Source organism: Citrobacter sp. MGH104, from assembly GCF_001034485.1.
In the GTDB taxonomy this organism is placed as follows: Bacteria; Pseudomonadota; Gammaproteobacteria; order Enterobacterales; family Enterobacteriaceae; genus Citrobacter; species Citrobacter freundii.
In genome coordinates this window covers 1,261,115-1,280,381 of record NZ_KQ089818.1, presented here as the reverse complement: position 1 = coordinate 1,280,381, position 19,267 = coordinate 1,261,115, and the positions used below count along the sequence as shown (strand labels likewise).

At 56.2% G+C, this 19,267-nt stretch carries 27 protein-coding genes, 1 other RNA gene and 1 pseudogene; 26 read left to right on the top strand and 3 right to left on the bottom strand.

Going from position 1 to position 19,267, the window contains the following annotated elements; genetic code table 11:
• Positions 1 to 5: 5 nt before the first annotated feature.
• From SK34_RS05960 to SK34_RS23495, 26 genes and pseudogenes are all read left to right on the top strand, one after another.
• Complete coding sequence (locus SK34_RS05960) at positions 6 to 1,070, top strand: phage major capsid protein, P2 family (RefSeq protein ID WP_048232602.1); 1,065 nt, start codon at positions 6 to 8, stop codon at positions 1,068 to 1,070.
• 3 nt (positions 1,071 to 1,073) lie between these two features.
• Positions 1,074 to 1,724 carry a phage terminase small subunit gene (gene gpM, locus SK34_RS05955; RefSeq protein WP_000059173.1) on the top strand — a complete coding sequence of 217 codons (651 nt, stop codon included), beginning with the start codon at positions 1,074 to 1,076 and terminating at the stop codon, positions 1,722 to 1,724.
• Positions 1,725 to 1,817: 93 nt separating this feature from the next.
• The gene (locus SK34_RS05950; RefSeq protein ID WP_048232601.1) at positions 1,818 to 2,282 is read left to right on the top strand and encodes a head completion/stabilization protein; all 465 of its coding nucleotides are present in this window, start codon (positions 1,818 to 1,820) and stop codon (positions 2,280 to 2,282) included.
• Positions 2,282 to 2,485, top strand: a complete 204-nt coding sequence (locus tag SK34_RS05945; protein ID WP_000868184.1) for a tail protein X — start codon at positions 2,282 to 2,284, stop codon at positions 2,483 to 2,485. Before SK34_RS05950 ends, SK34_RS05945 begins: the two co-directional genes overlap by 1 nt.
• 3 nt (positions 2,486 to 2,488) lie before the next feature.
• Positions 2,489 to 2,704 (top strand): HP1 family phage holin, encoded by a 216-nt coding sequence (locus SK34_RS05940; protein WP_000171565.1) that lies wholly within the window; start codon positions 2,489 to 2,491, stop codon positions 2,702 to 2,704.
• Positions 2,685 to 3,194: a lysozyme gene (locus tag SK34_RS05935; RefSeq protein ID WP_048232599.1), complete on the top strand. Its 510-nt coding sequence runs from the start codon at positions 2,685 to 2,687 to the stop codon at positions 3,192 to 3,194. The genes SK34_RS05940 and SK34_RS05935 overlap by 20 nt, the downstream gene beginning before the upstream one ends.
• 4 nt (positions 3,195 to 3,198) lie before the next feature.
• On the top strand, positions 3,199 to 3,576 hold the full coding sequence (locus SK34_RS05930; RefSeq protein ID WP_010835207.1) for a DNZ54_00345 family protein: 378 nt from the start codon (positions 3,199 to 3,201) through the stop codon (positions 3,574 to 3,576).
• Positions 3,573 to 4,001, top strand: a complete 429-nt coding sequence (lysB, locus tag SK34_RS05925) for an Rz-like lysis system protein LysB (RefSeq protein ID WP_193145585.1) — start codon at positions 3,573 to 3,575, stop codon at positions 3,999 to 4,001. Before SK34_RS05930 ends, lysB begins: the two co-directional genes overlap by 4 nt.
• Positions 3,886 to 4,134: an Rz1-like lysis system protein LysC gene (gene lysC / locus SK34_RS24930; protein ID WP_223151184.1), complete on the top strand. Its 249-nt coding sequence runs from the start codon at positions 3,886 to 3,888 to the stop codon at positions 4,132 to 4,134. Before lysB ends, lysC begins: the two co-directional genes overlap by 116 nt.
• Positions 4,097 to 4,528, top strand: coding sequence for a phage tail protein (locus tag SK34_RS05920; RefSeq protein WP_001039964.1), 432 nt, complete (start codon positions 4,097 to 4,099; stop codon positions 4,526 to 4,528). Before lysC ends, SK34_RS05920 begins: the two co-directional genes overlap by 38 nt.
• Positions 4,521 to 4,967, top strand: a complete 447-nt coding sequence (locus SK34_RS05915) for a phage virion morphogenesis protein (RefSeq protein ID WP_016150805.1) — start codon at positions 4,521 to 4,523, stop codon at positions 4,965 to 4,967. The genes SK34_RS05920 and SK34_RS05915 overlap by 8 nt, the downstream gene beginning before the upstream one ends.
• Before the next feature lie 68 nt (positions 4,968 to 5,035).
• Entirely contained in the window at positions 5,036 to 5,614 is a 579-nt protein-coding gene (locus tag SK34_RS05910) for a phage baseplate assembly protein V (protein ID WP_048232596.1), read from the top strand.
• Positions 5,611 to 5,970 carry a GPW/gp25 family protein gene (locus tag SK34_RS05905; protein ID WP_048232594.1) on the top strand — a complete coding sequence of 120 codons (360 nt, stop codon included), beginning with the start codon at positions 5,611 to 5,613 and terminating at the stop codon, positions 5,968 to 5,970. Before SK34_RS05910 ends, SK34_RS05905 begins: the two co-directional genes overlap by 4 nt.
• A complete protein-coding gene (locus tag SK34_RS05900) occupies positions 5,957 to 6,865 on the top strand; it encodes a baseplate assembly protein (RefSeq protein WP_048232593.1) in 909 nt (302 codons plus the stop codon). Before SK34_RS05905 ends, SK34_RS05900 begins: the two co-directional genes overlap by 14 nt.
• Positions 6,858 to 7,463: a phage tail protein I gene (locus tag SK34_RS05895; protein ID WP_001397640.1), complete on the top strand. Its 606-nt coding sequence runs from the start codon at positions 6,858 to 6,860 to the stop codon at positions 7,461 to 7,463. Before SK34_RS05900 ends, SK34_RS05895 begins: the two co-directional genes overlap by 8 nt.
• Positions 7,460 to 9,157 carry a phage tail protein gene (locus SK34_RS24925; RefSeq protein ID WP_231588745.1) on the top strand — a complete coding sequence of 566 codons (1,698 nt, stop codon included), beginning with the start codon at positions 7,460 to 7,462 and terminating at the stop codon, positions 9,155 to 9,157. Before SK34_RS05895 ends, SK34_RS24925 begins: the two co-directional genes overlap by 4 nt.
• Positions 9,157 to 9,438: a hypothetical protein gene (locus tag SK34_RS05885; RefSeq protein WP_048232592.1), complete on the top strand. Its 282-nt coding sequence runs from the start codon at positions 9,157 to 9,159 to the stop codon at positions 9,436 to 9,438. The genes SK34_RS24925 and SK34_RS05885 overlap by 1 nt, the downstream gene beginning before the upstream one ends.
• A gap of 22 nt (positions 9,439 to 9,460) precedes the next feature.
• Positions 9,461 to 9,682, top strand: a pseudogene (locus SK34_RS05880) (tail fiber assembly protein); the annotation flags it as partial.
• Positions 9,683 to 9,921: 239 nt separating this feature from the next.
• The gene (locus SK34_RS05875) at positions 9,922 to 11,094 is read left to right on the top strand and encodes a phage tail sheath protein (RefSeq protein ID WP_048232591.1); all 1,173 of its coding nucleotides are present in this window, start codon (positions 9,922 to 9,924) and stop codon (positions 11,092 to 11,094) included.
• A 9-nt stretch (positions 11,095 to 11,103) separates the two neighbouring features.
• Entirely contained in the window at positions 11,104 to 11,619 is a 516-nt protein-coding gene (locus SK34_RS05870) for a phage major tail tube protein (protein ID WP_048232590.1), read from the top strand.
• Positions 11,620 to 11,673: 54 nt separating this feature from the next.
• The gene (locus SK34_RS05865) at positions 11,674 to 11,976 is read left to right on the top strand and encodes a phage tail assembly protein (RefSeq protein WP_048232589.1); all 303 of its coding nucleotides are present in this window, start codon (positions 11,674 to 11,676) and stop codon (positions 11,974 to 11,976) included.
• 14 nt (positions 11,977 to 11,990) lie between these two features.
• Positions 11,991 to 12,110: a GpE family phage tail protein gene (locus tag SK34_RS05860; protein ID WP_001397628.1), complete on the top strand. Its 120-nt coding sequence runs from the start codon at positions 11,991 to 11,993 to the stop codon at positions 12,108 to 12,110.
• Positions 12,103 to 15,168, top strand: a complete 3,066-nt coding sequence (locus SK34_RS05855) for a phage tail tape measure protein (RefSeq protein WP_048232587.1) — start codon at positions 12,103 to 12,105, stop codon at positions 15,166 to 15,168. The genes SK34_RS05860 and SK34_RS05855 overlap by 8 nt, the downstream gene beginning before the upstream one ends.
• The gene (locus SK34_RS05850; RefSeq protein ID WP_048232585.1) at positions 15,165 to 15,650 is read left to right on the top strand and encodes a phage tail protein; all 486 of its coding nucleotides are present in this window, start codon (positions 15,165 to 15,167) and stop codon (positions 15,648 to 15,650) included. The genes SK34_RS05855 and SK34_RS05850 overlap by 4 nt, the downstream gene beginning before the upstream one ends.
• Positions 15,647 to 16,747 (top strand): phage late control D family protein, encoded by a 1,101-nt coding sequence (locus SK34_RS05845; protein ID WP_048232583.1) that lies wholly within the window; start codon positions 15,647 to 15,649, stop codon positions 16,745 to 16,747. The genes SK34_RS05850 and SK34_RS05845 overlap by 4 nt, the downstream gene beginning before the upstream one ends.
• A gap of 67 nt (positions 16,748 to 16,814) precedes the next feature.
• Positions 16,815 to 17,033 carry an ogr/Delta-like zinc finger family protein gene (locus SK34_RS23495; RefSeq protein ID WP_023184674.1) on the top strand — a complete coding sequence of 73 codons (219 nt, stop codon included), beginning with the start codon at positions 16,815 to 16,817 and terminating at the stop codon, positions 17,031 to 17,033.
• 26 nt (positions 17,034 to 17,059) lie between these two features.
• Here SK34_RS23495 and SK34_RS05840 read toward each other — a convergent pair whose 3' ends face one another.
• The 3 genes from SK34_RS05840 to SK34_RS05835 all read right to left on the bottom strand — a co-directional run bounded on the left by SK34_RS05840 (position 17,060) and on the right by SK34_RS05835 (position 19,266).
• On the bottom strand, positions 17,060 to 17,542 hold the full coding sequence (locus SK34_RS05840) for a BRCT domain-containing protein (RefSeq protein ID WP_048233771.1): 483 nt from the start codon (positions 17,540 to 17,542) through the stop codon (positions 17,060 to 17,062).
• 124 nt (positions 17,543 to 17,666) lie between these two features.
• Positions 17,667 to 18,030, bottom strand: a transfer-messenger RNA (tmRNA) gene (gene ssrA / locus SK34_RS23490).
• A 72-nt stretch (positions 18,031 to 18,102) separates the two neighbouring features.
• Complete coding sequence (locus SK34_RS05835) at positions 18,103 to 19,266, bottom strand: beta-barrel domain-containing protein (protein WP_085951585.1); 1,164 nt, start codon at positions 19,264 to 19,266, stop codon at positions 18,103 to 18,105.
• Between the last annotated feature and the right edge of the window lies 1 nt (position 19,267).

The window sequence follows — 19,267 nt, the reverse complement described above, 5'->3', positions numbered from 1 at the left end:
ACCCGATGAAAAAGAAAACCCGCTTTGCCTTTAACGCTTACCTGCAGCAACTGGCGCGCCTGAACGGTGTGGAAGTTGAAGAACTGTCCAGCAAGTTTACCGTGGAGCCGTCCGTGCAGCAGACGCTGGAAGACCAGATCCAGCAGTCCGCCGCTTTCCTGACGGTTATTAACATCACGCCGGTCACTGAGCAGTCCGGTCAGTTGCTGGGGCTGGGCGTTGGCAGCACCATTGCCGGAACCACCGATACCACCACCAAAGAGCGCGAGCCTACCGATCCGACGCTGATGGAAGACGTGGAATACAAATGCGAGCAGACCAACTTTGATACGGTGCTGACCTACGCAAAACTGGACATGTGGGCGAAATTCCAGGACTTCCAGGTGCGTATTCGCAACGCCATCGTCAAGCGTCAGGCGCTGGACCGCATCATGATCGGCTTTAACGGCGTGAAGCGCGCCAAAACCTCCAACCGTGCTGAAAATCCGCTGCTGCAGGACGTCAATAAAGGCTGGCTGCAGAAAATCCGCGAAGACGCGCCGGATCACGTCATGGGCAGCAAAACCGCAGAAGACGGCACCACTACTGCAGAACCAGTAAAAGTAGGTCCGGGTGGTAAGTATGTAAATCTTGACGCGGTGGTGATGGATACCGTCAACGAGCTGATCGATGTGGAGTATCAGGATGATGACGAGCTGGTTGTTGTCTGCGGACGTGAACTGCTGTCTGACAAGTATTTCCCGCTGGTCAACAAAGAGCAGGACAACAGCGAGAAAATCGCCGCCGATCTGATCATCAGCCAGAAACGCATGGGCGGCCTGCAGGCTGTGCGCGCGCCTTTCTTCCCGGCAAATGCCCTGCTGATCACCCGTCTGGATAACCTGTCCATCTACTGGCAGGAAGATACCCGCCGCCGTTCAGTTATCGACAACCCGAAACGCGACCGGATTGAAAACTTTGAATCCGTCAACGAGGCGTATGTGGTCGAGGACTACCGCTGCGCGGCGCTGGTAGAAAACATCGAAATCGGTGATTTCAGCGCGCCTGCCGCACCGGAAAGTGGGGAATAACGCATGAGCCTGAGTCCCGCACGGCAGCACCGCCTGCGCATTCAGGCTGAACAGGCCGCCCGTGAGGGCGGCAGTGTTCGCCATGCGTCGGGCTATGACCTGATGCTGCTGCAGCTGGCAGAAGACCGCCGCCGCCTCAAGGGCGTCCAGTCCACGGTGAAAAAGGCGGAAATCAAGGTGGAACTGCTGCCGAAATATTCCGCCTGGGCGGAGGGCGTGCTGGCTGCCGGAGGTGCGCAGCAGGATGACGTGCTGATGTACGTGATGCTGTGGCGTATTGACGCCGGTGATTATGCCGGTGCGCTCGAAATCGGACGTCATGCGCTGCGCCATGGCTGGGTGATGCCGCTGGGCAACCGTAACGTGCAGACCGTGCTGGCAGAAGAAATGGCAGACGCGGCGCAAAGCGCTCTGCTTGCCGCTGCCGGTTTTGATGCCGATCTGCTTCTGCAGACGCTGGACCTGACCACCGATCTGGATATGCCGGACCAGTCGCGGGCGCGCCTGCATAAAGCCATCGGTGCTGTACTGAGCGAAAGCAACCCGGCGTCTGCCCTGAATCACCTTAACCATGCGCTGCAGCTTGATCCCCGCTGCGGTGTGAAAAAAGAAAAGCAGCAGCTGGAGCGCAGACTGCGCAATGACAGCCGCTAAAGAACGTGCCCCGCGCACGGGCGGCACGGGATGGCGAAAGGCACTGCCACATCAAAATTCCGTCCACCGCCCACTTATTCAGGAGAAAGCCGCATGAAGTTTGTTGCGCCCGAACAGGCACCGGAACAGGCGGAGGTCATCAAAAACACGCCGTTCTGGCCTGATGTGGACCTGTCGGAATTTCGCAGTGTGATGCGTACTGACGGCACGGTGACGCAGCCGCGTTTAAAGCAGGTCGTGCTGACGGCTATTTCTGAGGTTAACGCTGAGCTGTTCGACTTCCGCAACCGTCAGCAGATGCTGGGCTACCGGGCACTGGCTGAGGTTCCCGCAGAAATGCTGGACGGCAAAAGCGAGCGTATCCGGCACTACCACAACGCCGTTTTTTGCTGGGCGCGCGCCGTGCTCAATGAGCGTTATCAGGACTATGACGCCACGGCGTCCGGCGTGAAGCGAGGGGAGGAGCTGTCGGAGGCCAGCGGCGATCTGTGGCGTGATGCCCGATGGGCTATCAGCCGGGTGCAGGATGCACCGCACTGTACGGTGGAGCTTATCTGATGAAAGTGCGTGCGCATCAGTATGACACGGTGGACGCGCTTTGCTGGCGTCATTACGGGCGCACGCAGGGTGTCACTGAGCAGGTTCTGCAGGCAAATCCGGGGCTGGCTGAGTACGGCCCATTTTTACCGCACGGGCTGCAGGTGGAGCTGCCGGACATTACGGCGTCAACCACGGCGCAGACCGTCCAGCTATGGGACTGAATTATGACGCTTGAACGAATCAGCGCCTTTATCACTTACTGCATCGCCGTGCTGCTGGCATGGCTGGGCGATCTGTCGCTCAAGGATGCGTCAACGGTTGGCGGCGTACTGATTGGTGTGCTGATGCTGGCTATCAACTGGTACTACAAACACCAGTCTTTCAAATTGTTACGTGGCGGCAAAATTTCGCGGGGGGAATATGAATCCTTCAATCGTTAAGCGCTGCCTTGTCGGGGCGGTGCTGGCTATCGCCGCCACGCTGCCCGGTTTCCAGTCGCTTCATACCTCCGTTGAGGGGCTGAAACTGATAGCCGACTACGAGGGATGTCGCCTGCAGCCTTATCAGTGCAGCGCGGGCGTGTGGACTGACGGGATCGGCAATACGTCCGGTGTGGTACCGGGAAAAACCATCACGGAACGGCAGGCGGCGCAGGGACTTATCACCAACGTGCTGCGCGTGGAGCGGGCGCTGGAAAAGTGTGTGGTGCAGCCGGTGCCGCAAAAGGTCTATGACGCGGTGGTGTCGTTTGCTTTCAACGTGGGCACCGGCAACGCCTGCAGCTCCACGCTGGTTAAGTTGCTGAACCAGCGGCGCTGGGCGGATGTCTGCCATCAACTGCCGCGCTGGGTATATGTCAAAGGTGTGTTTAATCAGGGGCTGGACAACCGCCGCGCGCGGGAAATGGCCTGGTGCTTAAAAGGGGCATAACGGAATGAAAAAGAAAGTCATGAGCGTTTTTTTCCAGTTGGCATGGGCTGCGCTGTTGGTTATCAGCCTGCTCTATCCGCGCAGCGGTGCGCCGGTTCTGGTTGGTGCGTCTGTCTGGGTGTCATGCTTCCTCGCCTGGCTGCTTGCTGCGCTGTGCGCTGTCGGGTGGTTCGCCGGAGATCGGGCGCGCGATGAGGTCAGGGCGGCATTGCTGAAATTCAGGGCGCACCCCGTAAAACCCGTGCGTACATGGGTAATCAGGCTGCTTATTGTTCTGTGTCTGGCGTTTTCTGGATGGGTGATCACCCTGGTGTTTTATCTGCTGACGCTGGTTTTGTATCAGATTGCCCGCGCGCAGCTTCATGAGCCGATGGCGGCCTGATGCGTGCGCTGGCGGTAGTGCTGGCGCTGGTACTTGCGGCGCTGGGCTGGCAGTCATGGCGGCTTAACAATGCCAGCCACACCATCGAAACGCAGGGCGCGGCGCTGAAAAGCAAAATGCAGGAGCTGACGAAGAAAAACAGCCAACTGATCGGCCTGTCCATTCTGACCGAAACCAACAGCCGGGAGCAGGCGCGGCTTTATGCGGCAGCGGAACAGACCACCGCACTTCTGCGCAGCCGCCAGCACCGGATCGAGGAACTGAAACGTGAAAATGAGGATTTGCGCCGCTGGGCTGATACTCCTTTGCCTGCTGACATTATCCGGCTGCGGGAGCGTCCGGCCCTCGCCGGAGGTGCAGCTTACCGTGAGTGGCTGTCCCAGAGTGACGCAGTGCCGTCTGGAAAGGTCAGCGCCGCGCAGTAACGGCGATCTGAACGCGGTGCTGGATGAAACCGAGGCCGCCTGGGCGGTCTGTGCTGACAAAGTGGACACGATTATTGCGTGTCAGGAGCGAGACAGTGAACAAACCGCAGTCCTTACGCAGCGCCCTGAATAAAGCGGTTGCTTATGTCCGCGACAACCCGGACAAGCTGCACCTTTTCGTTGATAACGGCTCAATGGTGGCAACCGGTGCCAGCTCCATGTCATGGGAATACCGCTACACCCTGAACGTGGTGATCGAGGATTTCAGCGGCGACCAGAATCTGCTGATGGCTCCTGTGCTGCTGTGGCTAAGTGACAACCAGCCGGATGCTATCAATAACCCGGAGCTGCGCGAAAAACTGTTCACCTTTGAAGTGGATATTCTGCGCAACGATGTGTGCGATATCAGCCTGAACCTGCAACTGACGGAGCGCGTGCTGGTCAGCACTAACGGCAGCGTGTCAAGCGTTGAAGCGGTGCCGGAGCCGGACGAACCCGAAGAAATGTGGACGGTGAAACGTGGATGAACTGCAGAGGGTGGATGACTGGCTGACGGCGCTACTGGCGAATCTGGAGCCTGCCGCGCGCAGTCGTATGATGCGGCAACTGGCGCAACAGCTGCGCCGGACGCAGCAGCAGAACATCAGGCTGCAGCGTAATCCTGACGGTAGCGGCTATGAGCCGCGCCGGGTGACTGCCCGCAGCAAGAAGGGACGCATCAAACGCCAGATGTTTGCAAAGCTTCGCACCACAAAATACCTGAAAACCACCGCCAGTGCGGACTCCGCCAGCGTGCAGTTTGATGGCAAGGTGCAGCGCATTGCCCGTGTTCACCATTACGGCCTGCGGGATCGCGTCAGCCGAAAAGGCCCGGAGGTCCGCTACGCAGAGCGCCGCCTGCTGGGCGTGAATGAAGAAGTGGAAACCGTCACCCGTGACACCCTGTTGCGCTGGCTGGCGGGGTGATCTTTGTGCCACCGCTGGTACAAGCGCCAGCGCTGCCTCACTTTTCCCTCTGATGGCAACCTTTCGTTATGAATGCACAACTGACCGAAATTATGCGCCTTATCACCAATCTGATCCGCACCGGCACTGTGACCGAAGTGGACCGGGAAAACTGGCTGTGTCGGGTGAAAGTGGGCGAGCTTGAAACCAACTGGATTAACTGGCTAACGCTGCGCGCCGGTGGTGCCCGTACATGGTGGTGTCCGTCGCCGGATGAGCAGGTGGTGGTGCTGAGTATGGGCGGCAATCTGGAAACCGCTTTTGTGCTGCCCGCCATCTACTCTAATCAGTTTCCGCCACCGTCGGATTCCGTGGACGGCTGCGTGACGGAGTACCCGGACGGGGGATGGTTTGAATATGAACCCACCACCGGACGATGGCATGTCAGGGGCATCAAATCCATGGTGATCGAGGCAGCAGACAGCGTCACTTACAAAACCGGTGAGTTTGTGGTGGAGGCTGGCACCACGCGCATTAACAGCGAGGTGGTGATCAATGGCGGCGTCACCCAGGGCGGCGGCGCAATGAGTTCTAACGGGATCGTAGTTGATGACCATGAGCATACTGGTGTTCTGAAAGGCGGCGACAACACGGGGGGGCCGGTATGACGTTGTATATCGGTATGAGCAGGAACGACGGGCAAGCCATTGCAGATACAGACCATCTGCGCCAGTCGGTGCGGGATATTCTGCTGACGCCGCAGGGCAGCCGTCTTGCTCGTCGGGAATATGGCTCTCTGCTGTCTGCCCTGATTGACCAGCCGCAGAACCCGGCGCTGCGCCTGCAGATTATGTCTGCGGTCTATGTGGCGCTGAACCGCTGGGAGCCGCGCCTTACACTGGACTCCATCACCATCAACGGCAATTTTGACGGCTCTATGGTGGTTGAGCTTACCGGACACAGTAATAACGGCGCGCCAGTTTCCCTTTCCGTATCAACAGGAGCAGACAATGCCAGTCATTGATCTTTCCCGACTACCGCCGCCGCAGATTGTGGATGTGCCGGACTTTGAGGCATTGCTGGCAGAACGCAAGGCCGCCTTTGTGGCCCTCCATCCGGCAGATGAACAGGAGGCCGTTATGCGCACGTTAGCGCTGGAGTCAGAACCTGTCACCAAACTGTTGCAGGAGAATGCTTACCGCGAAATCCTGCTGCGTCAGCGAATTAATGAGGCTGCGCAGGCGGTCATGGTGGCCTATTCCATGGGAAATGACCTTGAACAACTGGCAGGTAACTGCAACGTGAAGCGCCTGACGGTAGTCCCTGCCGATAATGACGCGGTGCCGCCGGTCGCCGCAGTGATGGAAAGTGATGAAGCATTACGCCAGCGCATTCCTGCAGCATTTGAGGGGCTGTCCGTTGCAGGCCCTACGGGAGCCTATGAGTTCCACGCCAGAAGTGCCGACGGGCGCGTGGCTGATGCCAGTGCAACCAGTCCTGCACCGGCTGAGGTGGTGCTTACCGTGCTGAGCCGCGAGGGTGATGGTTCGGCAGGGGCTGACCTGCTGGCAGTGGTTGAACAGGCGCTTAACAGTGAAAAGGTTCGCCCGGTGGCAGACCGCCTGACGGTGCGCAGCGCTGAAATTATTCCGTACAGCGTGGACGCGACGATCTTCCTTTATCCGGGGCCGGAGGCTGAGCCGGTGATGGCAGAAGCAAAAGCCAGCCTGCAGAAATACATCGCCAGTCAGACGCGGCTGGGACGTGACATCCGCTGCAGCGCCATTTATGCCGCGTTGCATGTGGAGGGCGTCCAGCGTGTGGAACTGGCGTCCCCGCTGGAGGATGTGGTGCTGGATAAGACGCAGGCGGCATCCTGTACCGAATGGAGCGTTACCAACGGGGGCACGGATGAATAGTCTGTTGCCGCCGGGTTCGTCGCCGCTTGAGCGCCGACTGGCGCAGACCTGCAGCGGGATTTCCGATCTGCAGGTATCGCTGCGTGATTTGTGGAATCCGGCAACCTGTCCGATCAGATTCCTGCCCTACCTGGCCTGGGCGTTTTCTGTTGACCGCTGGGATGAAAGCTGGACAGAAAGCGTCAAGCGCCGCGTTGTGCAGGACGCGTTTTATATCCATCAGCACAAGGGGACAACCAGCGCCGTGCGGCGTGTGGTGGAGCCGTTCGGCTTTCTGATCCGCATCATTGAGTGGTGGCAGACTGGCGAAACACCAGGGACGTTCCGTCTGGATATTGGCGTGCAGGACCAGGGCATAACAGAAGAAACCTATCTGGAGCTGGAGCGCCTGATCGGTGACGCCAAACCATGCAGCCGTCATCTGGTTGGTATGTCCATCAACCTGCAGACAGGAGGCCCGTATTTTGTGGGTGCAGCCACCTACACCGGCGAAGAAATCACGATCTACCCGTATATCAACGAAACCATTATTTCCGGCGGCACCGCTTATGAGGGCGGAGCGGTCCATGTTATTGACACGATGAGAGTGAACCCATGAGCGCAAAATTTTACACCCTGCTGACGGATATCGGCGCGGCGAAACTGGCAAGCGCCGCCGTGCTCGGTGTCCCGTTGAAAATTACCCAGATGGCGGTGGGCGACGGTGGCGGAGTGCTGCCGACTCCAAGCGCACAGCAGACAGCGCTGGTTGCTGAAAAACGCCGAGCTTCCCTCAATATGCTGTACATCGATCCGCAGAACAGCAGCCAGATTATTGCTGAACAGGTGATCCCCGAAACTGAAGGCGGGTGGTGGATTCGTGAAGTCGGCCTGTTTGATGAAACAGGGGCGCTGATTGCCGTGGGAAACTGCCCGGAGAGCTACAAGCCGCAGCTCGCGGAGGGGAGCGGGCGCACGCAGACCGTGCGCATGGTGTTGATTACCAGCAGTACCGATAATATCACCCTGAAAATTGACCCGGCAGTGGTGCTGGCAACCCGCAAGTATGTGGATGACAAGGTGCTGGAGCTTAAGGTGTATGTGGATGACCTGATGTCAAAACACCTTGCCGCAGCAGATCCTCATACCCAATACGCACCTAAAGAAAGTCCGACGCTGACGGGTATGCCGAAAGTGCCAACCGCACCGGCAGGAACCAATACCACGCAGATTGCCAGCACAGCGTTTGTGCAGGCGGTGGTCACTGCGCTAAATAACGCGCTGGCGCTGAAAGCTCCTCTTGCAAGTCCGGCGCTGACCGGAGCGCCGACAGCTCCCACTGCAGCACAGACGGTCAACAATACGCAGGTTGCCACCACGGCATTTGTTAAATCAGCCATCGCGGCGCTGGTTGCATCATCTCCGGCGGCGCTGGACACGCTGAATGAGCTGGCGGAAGCGTTGGGTAATGATCCTAACTTTGCCACCACCATGACAAATGCGCTGGCAGGCAAACAGCCGCTGGATACCACGCTGACAAGCCTCAGTGGCAAAAGTATTTCAGAACTTCTCCAATACCTTGGTTTGGGAGATGCGACAAAAGCCGTTATTCATACGGGGAAAATAATCGAGGATTTAAACGCCCCGCCGAAAAACAGCACGGGGTTCGCATATCAGGCTGCGCAGAACTCGCCAGGGTTCAATGCTACTGTTTTAACGGTAGACAGTATTGAAGGCTCGTATGACATTCAGATAGCGATTGGCTACAACCCGCTTAAATTTGCGTTTCGTGCCTATAGTGGTGATGCAAAAGTATGGCTTAACTGGGTGGTACTGGGTAATGCCGCCGCAAAAAACACGGGTACGACTGCCGGTACGGTTGCTGCAGGAGATGATTCACGGATAACCGGGGCAATTCAGAGAACTGCGATGGTTGGCGCAGTATCCCAGACAGGGGGCGCTCCAACCGGTGCAATTATTGAGCGGGGTTCTAACTCTAATGGTGAGTACACTAAATTTGCAGACGGAACATTAATCTGCTGGTTTACACGGTCCGTTGAATCCGCAGCAAACAATTCCAGCGGTGGCACAACTAACCTTTATTTTTCCAGTGAAGTGGGGCTCACTTTTCCTGCAACCTTCGTTGGCATAACACCAACAGTCACCCCCTCCGCTACGCTTTCGTCTGGCGGTACTTCCTCATGGCCTTCCGTTCGCGGACGTTCACTGACAGGCACTTCACTGGCGCTGATTAGTAATGTGCAAAATGCAGCGGCATATCTTGGATATACAGCTATAGGAAGGTGGTTCTGATGAAAGTAATCCTTACTCCGCAGCGCTCTGATAACGTCATGAACGTGTCGGCAAAGGGCGACGTATTAACGATTGAGGTTGACGGTGTCACTGATTCATTCGATTTCAGCACGCTGAATAATGGCGATATCGCAGTCGATTTTGTTTCAGTGTTAAACCCTAATCCTGTGCGAAAAGCAAGAAAGGAGTCTGGGGAAGTCATCGTGGGACTTATTGGCTTCTATGGTCCTGATGCTGAAGAGAGTGAAATGCTGACTCGCGAGGTAATATTAAATGGGTAGTTTCACGGTAATAACCGCAAAAGAGTCTGCTATCAGCGCGGCAGAGAATAAAAAACGTTTCCTGATTATTGAGGCCAGAGAATATATAGACAGTAAGCAGTGGATCGGGAAAGCTGCAATTGGTCGGCTGAAAGGTGATGAACTGGCACAGTACAATTTGTGGCTGGATTACCTGGAAGCGCTGGAAGCGGTAGACACCTCCATAGCACCAGATATTAACTGGCCTGCTCCCCCAGAAGTGTAGGCCATACGGGGTTTGCTGTATCACGCGCATCAGCAAGCCCCGTTTTTTCAAGACTGCATAGCGGCAATTTTGTCCTCATCTCCCTCTAAATGAACCTTTCAAAGATTTTAAATGCGCTGCTAACGATCATTTTTCGTCAATATCAATTGTGCTATTTCCCGCACATAGCCCGGCGCGTGCGCCGCGCGCATATCAACCAGAACATAGGCACACCCCCTGTAAACCGGAGAGACTGCCTTATGGCTCAGGATTACCACCACGGGGTGCGCGTTGTTGAAGTCAACGAGGGCACCCGATCCATTACCACGGTGAGCACCGCCATCGTGGGCATGGTCTGCACCGGCGATGATGCTGATGCTTCCATGTTTCCCCTCAATAAGCCGGTCCTGCTAACCGATGTGCTGACTGCCAGCGGTAAAGCGGGCGAGTCCGGCACGCTGGCCCGTTCGCTGGATGCGATTGCAGACCAGGCTAAACCCGTGACCGTCGTCGTGCGCGTGGCGCAGGGCGAAACCGAAGCGGAAACCACCTCCAACATTATCGGCGGCGTCACTGCTGACGGTAAAAAAACGGGCATGAAAGCGCTGTTGTCGGCGCAGTCGCAGCTGGGCGTCAAGCCGCGCATTCTCGGCGTGCCGGGGCATGACACGCAGGCCGTTGCGACGGAACTGCTGAGCGTGGCGCAGAGCCTGCGTGGGTTTGCCTACCTGTCCGCCTATGGCTGCAAAACGGTGGAGGAAGCCATTGCTTACCGCGACAATTTCAGCCAGCGCGAGGGGATGCTGATCTGGCCTGATTTCATCAATTTTGACACGGTACTTAAGGCGGACGCGACGGCTTACGCCTCCGCCCGTGCGCTGGGCCTACGTGCCAAAATCGACGAGCAGACCGGCTGGCACAAAACCCTGTCCAACGTAGGCGTGAACGGTGTCACCGGTATTTCTGCTGATGTGTTCTGGGACCTGCAGGATCCGGCAACGGATGCGGGGCTGCTGAACCAGAACGACATCACCACGCTGATTCGTAAAGACGGCTTCCGCTTCTGGGGTTCACGCTGCCTCAGCGACGATCCACTGTTTGCCTTTGAGAACTACACCCGTACGGCGCAGGTGCTGGCTGACACCATCGCAGAAGCGCACATGTGGTCGGTGGATGGCGTGCTTAACCCGTCGCTGGCCCGTGACATTATCGAAGGTATTCGCGCCAAACTGCGCAGCCTGAAAACGCAGGGCTACCTCATCGGGGCGGACTGCTGGCTGGATGAGTCAGTGAACGATAAAGACTCCCTGAAAGCCGGGAAACTCACCATCGACTACGACTACACGCCGGTGCCGCCGCTTGAAAATCTGATGCTGCGCCAGCGCATCACCGATCGCTACCTGGTCGATTTTGCCAGCCGTGTCAGTGCATAAGGGGGATACATGGCTTTACCACGCAAGTTAAAACACCTGAACCTGTTCAACGACGGCAACAACTGGCAGGGGATCGTTGAGTCCCTGACCCTGCCGAAATTCACCCGCAAGTTTGAGAAGTATCGCGGCGGCGGTATGCCGGGCTCGGTGGACGTGGACATGGGGCTGGATGACGGCGCACTGGACACGGAATTTTCAATCGGCGGCACCGAACTGCTGTTATTCAAGCAGATGGGCAAGGCCACCGTTGACGGTATCCAGCTGCGTTTCACCGGTTCCATTCAGCGTGACGATACCGGCGAAGTGCAGGCCGTTGAGCTGGTTGTGCGCGGGCGTCATAAAGAAGTGGATTCCGGCGAGTGGAAAACCGGCGAGAGCAGTACCACCAAGGTCAGCAGCACCAACAGCTACGCGAAGCTGACCATTAACGGTGAGGTGCTCTATGAGGTCGATCTGGTCAACATGGTTGAAATCGTTGACGGCGTGGACCTGATGGAAGAACACCGTAACGCCCTCGGCCTCTGATTAACCTTAACGGCGCGGGCAGCCGCGCCAGTAGTTCATTAACAGGAAACGAACATGAGCGACAAGCTGACTGAAAAGACCGTAAAACTGGATACCCCCATCATGCGCGGTAAAACCCAAATCACCGAAATTGTGCTGCGTAAGCCGCAGTCCGGTGCGCTGCGCGGCACCCGCCTGCAGGCCATTATGGATATGGACGTGGGGGCCATGATGACAGTGATCCCGCGTATTTCCACGCCGACGCTGACCGCACAGGAAATGGCTGAACTGGACCCCGCCGATCTCACCGCACTGTCGGTAGAGGTGGTGACTTTTTTGTTGAAGAAGTCGGTGCTTGCCGGTTTACCGACAGCCTGACGATTGATGACCTGGTGGCGGATATCGCCACCATCTTTCACTGGTCGCCGTCCATCACTGACGTTATGCCGCTGACTGAGGTGCTGGAATGGCGGCACAAAGCGATTCAGAGAAGCGGGGCCAGCGATGAGTGACATTAGCCTGCGTCTGCAGGTGATTCTGAATGCGGTTGACAAGCTCACCCGCCCATTTCGATCCGCGCAGGCCAGCTCAAAAGAGCTGGCTGCTGCTGTCAAAAAATCCCGCGATGCAATAAAGCAGCTTGATCAGGCCGGGAGCAGTCTGGACAGCTTCCGAAAGCTACAGGCAGAAAATCAGAAACTGGGCGACCGGCTGAACTATGCCCGCCAGCGTGCAAATTTACTCAGTCATGAGCTGGGTGCGATGGGGCCGCCTTCTCAACGGCAGGTTGTTGCTTTGGGCCGCCAACAGCTGGCTGTTCAGCGTCTGGAAGAACGGCAGAAAAAGCTGCAGCAGCAGACTGAACTTGTGCGTGCAGAGCTTTATCGTGCCGGTATTTCAGCCAGTGATGGTGCCAGCGCGACGGCCCGCATTACCCGTGAAACAATGCGTTATAACAGGCAGCTTTCTGAACAGGAAGCAAGGTTACGACGTGTCGGGGAGCAACAGCGAAAAATGCACGCCGCCCGTGCGACATACTCCAGGAGTCTTGAGGTAAGGGATCGCATTGCAGGAGCCGGGGCCACCACCACGGCAGCGGGGCTGGCAATGGGCGCGCCGGTTATGGCTGCAGTTAAGAGCTATGCCAGTATGGAAGATGCCATGAAAGGCGTGGCAAAGCAGGTAAACGGGCTTCGTGACGATAACGGCAACCGTACAAAACAGTTTTATGACATGCAGGATGCCATTAAGGCTGCCAGTGAGCAGCTGCCGATGGAGAATGGTGCTATAGACTATGCCGCGCTGGTTGAAGGCGGCGCGCGCATGGGCGTGACCAGCCAGGACGATCCTTACGAAGACCAGAAACGTGACCTGCTGGCCTTTGCATCCACGGCGGCAAAAGCAGCAACGGCCTTTGAGTTGCCCGCCGATGAGCTGGCGGAAGGGCTGGGGAAAATCGCGCAGCTCTATAAAGTGCCGACGCGTAATATTGAACAACTGGGCGATGCGCTGAACTACCTGGACGATAACGCCATGTCAAAGGGTGGGGACATTATTAACGTCCTGCAGCGTATGGGGGGCGTGGCTGACCGCCTTGACTTCCGAAAGGCTGCTGCGCTGGGTTCAACATTCCTTTCTCTTGGGGCTGCCCCGGAAATTGCCGCCAGTGCCTCTAATGCCATGGTGCGTGAACTGTCCATTGCCACCATGCAAAGTAAACGCTTCTTTGAAGGTATGAACCTGCTGAAACTCAATCCTGCGGAGATTGAAAAGCAGATGACCACCGATGCCATGGGCACCATTCAGCGGGTTCTGGAGAAGGTCAACAATCTGCCGCAGGATAAACGCCTGTCAGCCATGACAATGATTTTTGGTAAAGAGTTTGGCGATGATGCGGCAAAGCTGGCTAACAACCTGCCGGAGCTGCAGCGTCAGCTGAAACTCACATCAGGCAGTGGTGCTAATGGCTCCATGCAGAAAGAATCCGACATTAACAAGGATTCATTGTCTGCGCAGTGGTTGCTGGTTAAGACTGGCGCGCAGAACGCTTTCAGCAGTCTGGGGGAAACATTGCGTCAGCCGCTGATGGATATTATGGGCATGGTTAAGGGCGTGACCGGGGCGCTGCGTCGCTGGGTGGAGCAGAACCCCGTGCTGGCTGGCACGCTGATGAAAGTGGCGGCGGCTACGGCGGCTGTCACTGTCGGGCTGGGTACACTTGCCGTGGCAGTGGCTGCTGTGCTGGGGCCGATTGCGGTGATTCGGTTTGGCCTGTCTGTGCTGGGTGTAAAAACATTACCTTCCGTTGCTGCAGCGGTAACACGTACTGGCGGTGCCCTGTCATGGCTGGCAGGTGCGCCACTTTCCCTGTTGCGTCGGGGTATGGCGTCATCCGGTGGCAGTGTCGGGTTGCTGAGTGCCCCGCTTAATTCCCTGCGTCGCTCAGCTGGAATAGCGGGTAATGCACTGAAAACGGTGGCAGGTGCGCCGCTTGCCGTGTTCCGTGTCGGTATGTCAGGTATCCGTAATGTTATCGGTATGGTGATGAACCCGCTGGGGGCGTTGCGGGGTGGGCTGACAGCTGTCGGTGGCGTATTGCGTTTTCTTGTTTCTGGTCCGCTGGCATTACTTCGCGGCGCGCTGTCTGGTCTTTCCGGTATGCTGGGTGCGCTGCTCAGTCCGATAGGGCTGGTTGTGGCTGCGCTGGCTGGTGTGGCGCTGGTTGTGTGGAAATACTGGGAGCCCATCAGTGCATTTCTGGGGGGCGTGGTGGAAGGGTTCAAAGCCGCTGCTGCGCCCATCAGCGCCGCCTTTGAGCCGCTCAGGCCCATGTTCCAGTGGATTGGTGACAGGGTGCAGGCCTTGTGGGGCTGGTTCAGTGATTTACTTACGCCGGTTAAATCCACTTCCGAAGAACTGAACAGCGCAGCAGCAATGGGGCGCCGGTTTGGTGAGGCGCTGGCGGAAGGTCTGAATAGGGTGATGCACCCGCTGGAGTCTCTTAAATCCGGTGTGTCATGGCTGCTGGAAAAGCTCGGTATTGTCAGTAAGGAGGCGGCAAAGGCGAAACTGCCTGCGCAGGTCACGCAGCAGCAATCCGCCACAGTGAACAGTGACGGCAAAGTGGTGCTGCCGCCAGGCGGGTTCCCGGCTTACGCAGGGATGTACGACACGGGCGGGATCATTCCACGCGGGCAGTTTGGCATTGTTGGAGAAAATGGCCCTGAAATTGTGAACGGACCGGCAAATGTCACCAGCAGGCGGCGTACTGCTGCGCTTGCCTCTGTCGTTGCTGGCGTGATGGGGGTAGCTGCGACACCTGCAGAAGTGGCTCCGCTTCATCCGTTCAGTCTGCCTGTGAGGGCATACCAGACGCAGCCAGTGAAGGCTGACAGCCCGCCGTCAGTTATTCGTTATGAGATAAATGCGCCCATTCATATCGTCGCGCAGCCGGGACAGAGTGCGCAGGATATTGCCCGTGAAGTGGCACGCCAGCTTGACGAGCGGGAACGCAGGGCCAGGGCAAAAGCACGCAGCAATTTCAGCGATCAGGGGGGGTATGAATCATGATGATGGTGCTGGGTTTATATGTATTTATGTTGCGCACTGTCCCTTATCAGGAGTTGCAGTATCAGCGCAGCTGGCGACATGCAGCCAACAGCCGGGTGAACCGCCGCCCGTCAACGCAGTTTCTTGGCCCGGATAATGATTCACTGACACTGTCCGGGGTTCTGCTGCCGGAAGTGACCGGAGGCAGGCTGTCATTGCTGGCGCTGGAGTTGATGGCAGAGCAGGGCAAAGCGTGGCCTTTGATTGAAGGCAGCGGAACCATTTACGGCATGTTTGTTATTGAAAGTCTGAGCCAGACAAAGACGGAGTTTTTTGCAGGCGGAATGCCCCGGCGCATTGAGTTTACGATCACCCTCAAACGGGTTGATGAATCGCTGTCTGACATGTTCGGGAGCCTGAGTGACCAGCTCAGCAACCTGCAGGACTCTGCTGCCTCTGCGATTGGGGGGATTAAGAACACGGTAGGAGGATTGCTGCAGTGAACGTTAATTCTGATCTTCTGAATCTGAACAGCAAAAGCCCGGCTTTCAGTATCGTCATTGAAGGTAAGGACGTGACGACCGTGCTGGATACCCGCCTGATGAGTCTGACGCTGACGGATAACCGGGGCTTTGAAGCGGACCAGCTTGATCTGGAGCTGGACGACGCCGACGGGCTGATCGCCCTGCCGCGACGTGGGGCAGTGATTCAGCTGGCGCTGGGCTGGAAAGGCCAGCCGCTTTTCCCTAAAGGGGCTTTTACTGTGGATGAAATTGAACACAGCGGTGCCCCTGACCGGCTGACCATCCGGGCGCGTAGCGCAGATTTCCGTGAAACCCTCAATACACGGCGCGAAAAATCATGGCATCAGACAACGGTGGGGGAGGTGGTAAAGGAAATAGCCGCCCGGCATAACCTCAAAATGGCGCTGGGTAAAGACCTGACGGATAAGGCGCTGGATCATCTGGACCAGACCAATGAAAGCGATGCAAGTTTTCTGATGAAACTGGCGAGACAGTATGGGGCGATTGCTTCCGTTAAGGACGGGAATCTGCTGTTTATCCGGCAGGGACAGGGAAGAACGGCGAGCGGCAAGCCGCTGCCGGTTATCACCATCACGCGCAAAGCCGGTGACGGTCATCGGTTCACCCTTGCTGATCGTGGTGCCTATACCGGCGTTATTGCCAGCTGGTTGCATACGCGTGAACCCAGGAAAAAAGAGACAACCAGTGTTAAGCGTCGTCGAAAGAAAACCACCACACCCAAAGAGCCGGAAGCAAAACAGGGCGATTATCTGGTGGGAACGGATGAAAACGTGCTGGTTCTTAATCGTACCTACGCCAACCGGAGCAATGCAGAGCGTGCAGCAAAAATGCAGTGGGAACGTCTGCAGCGTGGGGTTGCTTCATTTTCCCTGCAGCTCGCTGAGGGGCGGGCTGATCTCTATACGGAAATGCCGGTGAAGGTTACGGGGTTTAAGCTTCCGATCGATGATGCAGAATGGACCATTACCACCCTTACGCATTCTGTCAGCCCGGATAATGGATTTACGACCAGCATGGAGCTTGAAGTAAAGATTGATGATTTAGAAATGGAATAAATAAGTTCTCAATATTGATTCTTTGTGTATCATTATTGAGATTTTAATGGTGGCGGAGAATAAAAAAATGATGAATTGCCCAAAGTGTGGACATGCGGCGCACACCCGGAGCAGCTTTCAGGTTACTGATAGCACGAAGGAGCGTTACTGCCAGTGCCAGAACATTAATTGCGGCAGCACATTTGTCACCCATGAAACGGTTGTACGATTTATCGTTACCCCGACAATAATCAATAATGCCCCGCCGCACCCTACGCCGGGTGGTCAAGGGCACATGAATTTTTAAAACAAGAACCTGCTGCGGCAGGTTTTTTATGCGTCAGGAATTTCACCCGTTTCTATAAAATGAACAAAACTTTCTTCATCAATGATGATCGTACCCTTCATGCGTGCAGCATTTACTTTGGAAGGACCGGCATTGTATCCGCAACAGAGCATCTGCAGATTTTGAGTAACGGAACTTCTCACTGTCATGCTGTGCGCCTCGGCAACTTCAATCAAACGCTCTTTATCTGCCTTTTTGAAACCTGTAAAACAGACGTCAAAAGTTAGGGTTTTGGGCTTGGTCGCCTTGGTTAGATGGATGTAATTTTCTGGTAGGAAGGACTGACAGGCTTGCTGTGCTTCATCAGCAGATGTGCATTCTTGAAGTATTCTATCTTTACGAAAAGTTCTTATTGAATGGGCTGATTGGCATATACCCTGAATGTGGTTATCGCTGTGGCTAACACTGCTTATTGAATGGGCACCAATGCGCGCATTCGCATTGATGTAAACAAAGTGAATTTCTTCCATGTGAATCACCTTTATTACACAAACGGCTAAGACGTTATGAACGGTGGGCAAATTGGCTGCCGCCATTTTGCCGCCACAGCCAAACAAAAAGGGGTTACGTTTTCACGTAACCCCTTGTTTTATTTGGTGGAGCTGGCGGGAGTTGAACCCGCGTCCGAAATTCCTACATCCTCGGCACTACATGCTTAGTCAGTCTTTACATTCGCCTGGCACCTGCGGACAGACACGCCACTACCAGACTAGCCTGATTAGATTTAACGCTTCAACCCCAGGCAGGGCATCCACGCGATCTCTTTTGGGTTTGACCTCTCTTTGATCCCCGTCTTAAGAGCGGAAGCTAGGGAGAGAGGGCTCAGAGCAGGTTATTAAGCTGCTAAAGCGTAGTTTTCGTCGTTTGCGACTATTTTTTTGCGGCTTTTTACGAGGCCAACCGCCCCTCGGCATGCACCTTGGGTTTCGCGAATCCCGTCGAATCCAGAATCAGCCCCAATGTGTTAGAGCAAGTATAACAGACTTGTGACACGCGTGACCAGCCCCCGCAACCCCTAATCCTCAAGGATTTACCGCTCGCGCAGCGCTTCTTTTGCACGATTAAACGGTTTGATTAAATAGTCGACGATGGTTTTTTCACCTGTTTTTATATCCACCGTGGCAATCATGCCCGGTACGATGGAGAAATGGCGTCCCAGTTTGTTCTGTAAGAAGTCCTGATGGGTGCGGATAAACACGCGGTAATAGAAGATTTCCGGTTTCACTTTATCCTGAATGGTGTCCGGTGAGATGGTTTCGACTACGCCTTCCAGGCCGCCGTAAATGGCGTAGTCATAGGCGGTTATCTTCACCAGCGCCCGCTGGCCGGGATGGATGAACGCGATATCACGCGGCGACAGGCGGGTTTCTATCAGCAGATGATCGTCCAGCGGTACAATCTCCATCATCTCGCCGTTGGGCGGGATAACGCCGCCAATGGTGGTGACCTGGATATTTTTCACAATACCGCGCATCGGCGCGCGTACGGTCAGGCGGGTCACGGAATCCTCGCGTCCTTTTAAAATAGCCGCCAGCATATCCACTTCGGCGTTAGCTTTTGACAGCGCTTCCCGCGCCTGCACGAAATATTGTGAGCGCAGGTCGGTGATTTTTAATCCCAGATCGCTTTTTTGGCGTTGCAGGCGCAGCACTTCTACGTGGCTGGCGGCACCGCTTTTCTCCAGTCGCTGAGTAATGGCCAATTCTTTATTTACCGAGACCAGCGCATCCTGCAGTTCCGCCATTGAATCCGCAAGCTGCGCGCGGCGGCTTTTATACAGGCGAGTTTCGGAGGCGATGAGATCCGGCCAGGCGCGCAGCGAATCGGGAAAGACCAGCGGCAGATCGTTAACTTCGGCATTGAGCCTTGCGCTGGAGGCCAGTGAGGCGCGATAACGGGCGGCGCTCTCCCCAACGTTGGACTCTGAACGGGTGGGGTCGAGACGAGCAACAATTTGATTAGCCTGGACTTTATCTCCCTCGCGGACCGTCAGTTCCGCGAGAATACCACCATCCAGTGATTGCAAGACTTGTTCACGCGAGCTGGGGATCACTTTCCCGCTGCCGGTTGAGACTTCATCCAGCTTACCGAAATATGCCCAGATACCCAGGACGGCAAACAACAGCGTGCTGAGCAGAATAATGCGGCTGGCCCCGGAAAAACGGTGCTCGCGGCGGATATCGAGGTCGTCCATG

Coding starts and splice junctions, on each gene's coding strand:
- SK34_RS05960 (WP_048232602.1), top strand. CDS start 6: ATGAAAAAGAAAACCCGCTTTGCCTTTAACGCTTACCTGCAGCAACTG.
- gpM (WP_000059173.1), top strand. CDS start 1,074: ATGAGCCTGAGTCCCGCACGGCAGCACCGCCTGCGCATTCAGGCTGAA.
- SK34_RS05950 (WP_048232601.1), top strand. CDS start 1,818: ATGAAGTTTGTTGCGCCCGAACAGGCACCGGAACAGGCGGAGGTCATC.
- SK34_RS05945 (WP_000868184.1), top strand. CDS start 2,282: ATGAAAGTGCGTGCGCATCAGTATGACACGGTGGACGCGCTTTGCTGG.
- SK34_RS05940 (WP_000171565.1), top strand. CDS start 2,489: ATGACGCTTGAACGAATCAGCGCCTTTATCACTTACTGCATCGCCGTG.
- SK34_RS05935 (WP_048232599.1), top strand. CDS start 2,685: ATGAATCCTTCAATCGTTAAGCGCTGCCTTGTCGGGGCGGTGCTGGCT.
- SK34_RS05930 (WP_010835207.1), top strand. CDS start 3,199: ATGAAAAAGAAAGTCATGAGCGTTTTTTTCCAGTTGGCATGGGCTGCG.
- SK34_RS05910 (WP_048232596.1), top strand. CDS start 5,036: ATGAATGCACAACTGACCGAAATTATGCGCCTTATCACCAATCTGATC.
- SK34_RS05905 (WP_048232594.1), top strand. CDS start 5,611: ATGACGTTGTATATCGGTATGAGCAGGAACGACGGGCAAGCCATTGCA.
- SK34_RS05900 (WP_048232593.1), top strand. CDS start 5,957: ATGCCAGTCATTGATCTTTCCCGACTACCGCCGCCGCAGATTGTGGAT.
- SK34_RS05895 (WP_001397640.1), top strand. CDS start 6,858: ATGAATAGTCTGTTGCCGCCGGGTTCGTCGCCGCTTGAGCGCCGACTG.
- SK34_RS24925 (WP_231588745.1), top strand. CDS start 7,460: ATGAGCGCAAAATTTTACACCCTGCTGACGGATATCGGCGCGGCGAAA.
- SK34_RS05885 (WP_048232592.1), top strand. CDS start 9,157: ATGAAAGTAATCCTTACTCCGCAGCGCTCTGATAACGTCATGAACGTG.
- SK34_RS05875 (WP_048232591.1), top strand. CDS start 9,922: ATGGCTCAGGATTACCACCACGGGGTGCGCGTTGTTGAAGTCAACGAG.
- SK34_RS05870 (WP_048232590.1), top strand. CDS start 11,104: ATGGCTTTACCACGCAAGTTAAAACACCTGAACCTGTTCAACGACGGC.
- SK34_RS05865 (WP_048232589.1), top strand. CDS start 11,674: ATGAGCGACAAGCTGACTGAAAAGACCGTAAAACTGGATACCCCCATC.
- SK34_RS05855 (WP_048232587.1), top strand. CDS start 12,103: ATGAGTGACATTAGCCTGCGTCTGCAGGTGATTCTGAATGCGGTTGAC.
- SK34_RS05850 (WP_048232585.1), top strand. CDS start 15,165: ATGATGATGGTGCTGGGTTTATATGTATTTATGTTGCGCACTGTCCCT.
- SK34_RS23495 (WP_023184674.1), top strand. CDS start 16,815: ATGATGAATTGCCCAAAGTGTGGACATGCGGCGCACACCCGGAGCAGC.
- SK34_RS05840 (WP_048233771.1), bottom strand. CDS start 17,542: ATGGAAGAAATTCACTTTGTTTACATCAATGCGAATGCGCGCATTGGT.
- SK34_RS05835 (WP_085951585.1), bottom strand. CDS start 19,266: ATGGACGACCTCGATATCCGCCGCGAGCACCGTTTTTCCGGGGCCAGC.